The organism is Kitasatospora sp. NPDC057692 (genome assembly GCF_042799475.1).
In the GTDB taxonomy this organism is placed as follows: domain Bacteria; phylum Actinomycetota; class Actinomycetes; order Streptomycetales; family Streptomycetaceae; genus Kitasatospora.
Window position 1 is genome coordinate 1 of record NZ_JBHVIV010000183.1, and the last position, 4,595, is coordinate 4,595.

Here is a 4,595-nt window from a genome sequence, read left to right on the forward strand (position 1 = left end):
CGTGCGCGCTGTGCGCCACCAGCGCACCGGTGGACGCGCGCTGGCCGCTCGGCCCGATCTGCAAAACCTGCTACCGCCAGGCCCGCCGCCACCCCAGCACCTGCCTGGCCTGCGAGAAGACCCGCGTGCTGATCGCCCGCCAGAACGGAGCGCGGGTCTGCGGCCCGTGAGCCGGCCACCCCGACCCGTACGCCTGCCCCCGTTGCGCGAACCCCCGCTCCTACAAGGTCCGGGGTCTGTGCGACCGCTGCACCCTCCACGACCACCTCGCCGAGCTCTTCGACGGCCGGCCCGCGGGGCCCGAGGACCAGTACGCGCGGATGCGCTCCGCCCTGACCGCGCGCGACGAACCGGCGACCGCCCTGAGCTGGCTCCGCGGCTCCCGCTCCGCTGCCCTCCTGACCGACGTCGTCGCCGACGGGCGGTCGCTGACCCGCGGGGACCTGGACACCCTGGCCCTGGCCGAAGGACGGGGCGGGGCCCGGGTCGTCGACTACCTGCGCGGGGTCCTGCTCGCCTACCAGGCCCTGCCCGAGCGCGACGAGCTCCCTGCCCGTGTCGAACGCCATCTGGTCCGCGTCCTCGCCCGTCATCCTGGGCACGCTCTGCTGCTGCGGTCCTACGTCCGCTGGTCGCTCCTGCCCCGCGCCCGTCGCCGTGTGCGCCGCGGCCACGCCTTCGCCAACCGGCTCTGCTGGGCCCAGTTGAGGATCAACACCGCCATCGACTTCCTGGCCACCATGGACAAGGGCGGCCTCGCGCTCGCCGACGTCAGCCAGCATGAGGTCGACCGGTGGCTGGCCGGAGGCAGCAGCACCCGCTACGAGGTCCGCGACTTTCTCCTCTGGGCCGGCCGCCGCGGCCACAGTCGCGACCTCGTCGTTCCGCTCCGGTCCCGGCCCGACCCGGGCGCCCTGGACGACGACTCCCACTGGGAGGTCCTCCACCAGTGCCTGACCGACACGGAGCTGCCGCTGGATGTCCGCGCCGCCGGCGCGATCCTTCTTTTCTTCGGCCAGGAGACCACCCGGGTCGCCGCGCTGCCCACGGACGCCGTGACCGTGCGGAACAACGAGACCCTCCTCGCCCTGGACCAAGTGCCCATCCGGCTGCCCGACCCCGTGGCCCGGCTCCTGGCCGACTTCGCGAACCGGCCTCGGCCTCCGGGCTGGGCGGCGAACCATCCGAACCGCTGGCTCTTCCCCTCGGCCGAGCCCGGCCGACACGTCACCGGCGGTGCACTGGTCCGCCGCCTCACCGCCCACGGCATCCCCAGCCGCCCGGCCCGGGCCGCCGCCCTCGTCCAGCTCGCTCAGGACATGCCCCCCGGCTGTCCTCGCCCCCATGCTCGGCCTCAGCCTCAACACCCTCACGCGATGGCGCGCCCGAGCCGTGACCGACTGGACTGCCTACCTCCAGGCCCGGACCTCCGGCCGGTCCGCGTCAACGTGAGCGGCGGCGCGCCGACCGCCGGGTGACGGTTCAACGGTCGGCATCTCCTGGCCGGTAGCCCTTGCAGCATGAGTACTTCTACCTGATGGCACCACGGCGCCACCACATCGCGGCGCTCGCCCTCGCGCTGGTCCCCGCTGCCGCCCCGGCCGCCGCAGCGGCGGCAGCGCCCGCAGAACGTGTGGCCGCCGTTGTTGGCCAGCACCGTCAACTGCCCGAACCGCCGCATCGACGACGCCACCGGCGAGCGCAAGCGGTTCTCCTCCAAGATCCTCGCCCCGTGGTGCCGCAAGTCGCCGAAGATCTCCGAGGTCCTGCCGCTGCTCTACCTGCACGGACTGTCGTCGGGGGACTTCGTGCCCGCGCTGGAGCAGTTCCTCGGCGGCACCGCCGGCTTGTCGGCCGCGACCGTCACCCGGCTGACCAGGCAGTGGGCCGATGACCACGCTGCCTTCCAGGAGCGGGACCTGTCGGACCGCGACTTCGTCTACGTCTGGGCCGACGGGGTCCACCCGAAGGTGCGGCTCGGGCAGGCCCGCTCCTACATCCTGGTCATGCTCGGTGTCCGTCTGGATGGCACGAAGGAGCTGATCGCGCTGGCCGAGGGCCTGCGGGAGTCCACTGAGTCGTGGGCCGACCTGCTGCGCGACTGCCGGAGACGCGGCATGCGCGATCCCGAGCTGGTGGTCGGCGACGGCGCCATGGGCCCTTGGCGGGCGCTCGCCGAGGTGTTCCCGGCCGCACGGCCACAGAGGTGCTGGGTTCACAAGGCCCGGAATGTCTCGAACCGCCTGCCGAAGTCGGCACAGCCCGGCGCGACGAAGGCCATGCAGGAGATCTACAACGCGGAGTCCCGCACCCATGCCGAATAGGCGATCGAGGTGTTCGCGAAGACCTACGGAGCCAAGTTCCCGAAGGCCGTCGCGAAGATCACCGACGACCGGGACGAACTCCTCGCGTTCTACGACTTCCCCGCAGAGCACTGGATCCACCTGCGGACCACCAACCCCATCGGGTCCACCTTCTCCACAGTCAAACTCCGAACCAAGGTCACCCGCGGCGCCGGCAGCCCCGCGGCCGCGCTCGCGATGGTGTTCAAGCTGGTCGAGTCGGCTCAGGCCAGGTGACGCGCGATCACCGGCGCCCACCTGGTGTCCCTGGTCCGCGCAGGTGCGCGGTTCGAGAACGGCGTCCTGGTCGAGCGCGAGGAGCAGGCCGCGTGACCCCCACCACATCCTGCGGGACCCGGACGAGCACGTCCGCTTCGCGCCTGCCTCGACGAGCTACAGCAGGTCGCTGAGGCGGACGAGGTCGACGAATGGTGGAAATGCCTGAGCGGGGCCACGAGCCGGCATGTCACCCTGGGGTCGCCCAAGGGCGGACCGCTGGACCATCGCAGGAGTGAATAATGAAGTATGTCGATCTCGATGCCCAAGTCGGAGAACTGACCGGGGTCCTCGACCCTGGCCCCTACCTTGAGCTCCTGCCTGAGCTGAGCACCAGCCTGCCCCCGGGCGCCAGGGCGTTCGCCACCGACCCGAGCCACTACGACTTCGCCGGGCGGCGCTGCGTCAAGGACCTGACGCTCCACCAGGCAACCTTCCTCCACGAGAGTCAAGCCCTCGACCTCCGCCTCCGTCACAACTGCTGGAAGCACGAGGAGGACCTGGTCATTCGATATGCGGGGGTGACAGCCGTCCAGATCGGCACTCCGAACGAGCCCTCGACCTGGGACAACCTCGGCACACTGATCCTGGACGAGATCCTTCCGCACGACGAGGGCTGCACTCACGAGATGGCCTTCAGGCCAAGGTCGGTCATCGTCACGTGCAACGACATCACCGCTACCTGGGTCGCAGCGCACTGCCCCGAGCCCACGAAGACTGAACAAGCTCAGCGCATTACCCACAAGTCTTGACTATTGCTCATGAGGCTTGCGTTGTCGTCGAAGTGGATCAGTTCGACAGGGACCTCCTGGAGCTGGACGTCCAGGGCGAAGACGGTCGTCTCAATGACGGTCAGGCCCACGGTCAGGCGCGCGGTGCCGGGCTCCTGCGGGGCGACCGCGTCGGCGGCGGTCACGGTGGTGTTGGTGGTGCGGTCGGTCATGCTGCTCCCTGCGGGTCGGGTGTGACCACGAGGGGATCAGCACGCGGCGGCTTGTGTCCCGACCCGCCGTAACCGGCGGCACGGCGCTCCGCCTTCGCGCGGCTGCGCCCCGCCTGCCCGGGGACGGGCGGGCGGGGCGCAGTGGTGGGGCGGGCGGTCAGTAGTCGACGGGGGGATAGCTGTTGCCCGGCGAGGAGACGAACCATTGCTGGTTCTTGCCGTTCCAGCAGTCCCACTGCTGCATGCGGACGCCGTTGAAGTACCCCGGGCCCCAGAGGGACACGCCGCCGGGGACGTCCAGGCACTTGCCGCTCCAGACGTTGCGCAGGATCTCTCCGCCGCCCGGGACACCGGACCATTCCCACTTCTGGTTGGCACCGCCGTTGCAGTCCCACTGCTGCGCGGGCGCACCGTTGTCGGTGCTCCAGCCGCCGATCTCCAGGCACTTGCCGGTGTGCGCGTTGACCACCTGACCACCACCCGGCGCCTGCCAGCTCTGGTTGTTGCCGCCGTGGCAGGACCACTGCTGGACGGCCGCGCCGTTGTCCGCGCTCCAGCCTGCGACCTCCAGGCAGTGCGGGCTGGAGCCGCTGGCCAGGACGAAGGGGTTCAGGTTCAGTCGCGGGCGGTCGCCGGCGGCGGCGCCGGGTACGCCGACGGTGAGCGCCAGACCGGCACCGAGGACGGCGGCGGCTATACGGGTCTTGAGAGCCAAGGTCGTGATCCTCGTCAGACAGGAATGAGTGGTGAGATCGGCGCCGCGCGCGAGAACCATCGCTCTCCGGCTGCCGATCGGCCACCCTAGTGGACCCGACCGATCAAAGTGGTACTGGCTTCGAGCAACCTCATCGGGATCACCCGAGGTCCGCAGAAAGCCGCCTGGGGCCCCGGTCCGACTCTGGCTCGAACTCAGACCGGCCCGGGATCCACCGGGCCGACCTAGGGCGCGTATTCGGTTGTGATCAATTTGCGGGTTTCGCCCTCGCGGTTGCCCCTGATCCGGTAGACCATGGTGCGTGACCCGTGTGCAACTG

General features: G+C 70.4%; 4 protein-coding genes and 1 pseudogene. 3 read left to right on the top strand and 2 right to left on the bottom strand.

Going from position 1 to position 4,595, the window contains the following annotated elements:
* Positions 1–320 precede the first annotated feature (320 nt).
* From ACFVFS_RS40580 to ACFVFS_RS40590, 3 genes and pseudogenes are all read left to right on the top strand, one after another.
* Positions 321–1,478 carry a hypothetical protein gene (locus ACFVFS_RS40580; RefSeq protein ID WP_380630143.1) on the top strand — a complete coding sequence of 386 codons (1,158 nt, stop codon included), beginning with the start codon at positions 321–323 and terminating at the stop codon, positions 1,476–1,478.
* Positions 1,479–1,649: 171 nt separating this feature from the next.
* A pseudogene (locus tag ACFVFS_RS40585) lies at positions 1,650–2,675 on the top strand (IS256 family transposase); the annotation flags it as partial.
* A 185-nt stretch (positions 2,676–2,860) separates the two neighbouring features.
* Positions 2,861–3,370, top strand: a complete 510-nt coding sequence (locus tag ACFVFS_RS40590; RefSeq protein ID WP_380630144.1) for a hypothetical protein — start codon at positions 2,861–2,863, stop codon at positions 3,368–3,370.
* Here ACFVFS_RS40590 and ACFVFS_RS40595 read toward each other — a convergent pair.
* A complete protein-coding gene (locus ACFVFS_RS40595; protein ID WP_380630146.1) occupies positions 3,346–3,561 on the bottom strand; it encodes a hypothetical protein in 216 nt (71 codons plus the stop codon). The genes ACFVFS_RS40590 and ACFVFS_RS40595 overlap by 25 nt on opposite strands.
* Positions 3,562–3,718: 157 nt before the next feature.
* The gene (locus ACFVFS_RS40600) at positions 3,719–4,276 is read right to left on the bottom strand and encodes an RICIN domain-containing protein (protein ID WP_380630147.1); all 558 of its coding nucleotides are present in this window, start codon (positions 4,274–4,276) and stop codon (positions 3,719–3,721) included.
* Between the last annotated feature and the right edge of the window lie 319 nt (positions 4,277–4,595).